This window comes from Pseudomonas brassicacearum (genome assembly GCF_003732265.1).
In the GTDB taxonomy this organism is placed as follows: Bacteria; Pseudomonadota; Gammaproteobacteria; order Pseudomonadales; family Pseudomonadaceae; genus Aquipseudomonas; species Aquipseudomonas brassicacearum_D.
This window is the reverse complement of the sequence record NZ_MOBK01000409.1, coordinates 1-353: the sequence shown is the minus strand read 5'-3', so window position 1 is coordinate 353 and position 353 is coordinate 1. Positions and strand designations below refer to the sequence as shown.

The following is a 353-nucleotide window of genomic DNA, read 5'->3' as shown; positions in this document are numbered from 1 at the left end:
CCAGTGCCGGCACGCCGAACACCAGCGCCAGCACCGCCAGCCACCAACCTGCCCGCCCCGGCACGACAAACCCGATCAGCGCGGCGCCCAGTGCCGTCCAGCCCAGCACCTTGAAGTGAATCATCAAGCCCAGGTTCGACCGCACCTGACATTCCCAGCGACTGGCCTCATCCACGCAGATACCGACCCACTGCCCGTCCTCCATAAAGCCATAACGCGCGCCATAACTGGCAGCCAGCCACAACGGCAACAGAACGAGCAGCACAATCACGGGCAAACGGCGGGACATGAAACACTCCAATCTTCGGAAATCGGCGGTCAGCTTAATCTGCCGCCAGCCGTGTGCAAGAACT

Annotated in this window: 1 protein-coding gene; it reads right to left on the bottom strand. The window is 62.3% G+C overall.

Annotated features, from left to right (window positions below; genetic code table 11):
* On the bottom strand, nucleotides 1–289 hold a 289-nt coding region (locus BK660_RS31975; RefSeq protein ID WP_123436471.1), incomplete at its 3' end, for a hypothetical protein.
* Between the last annotated feature and the right edge of the window lie 64 nt (nucleotides 290–353).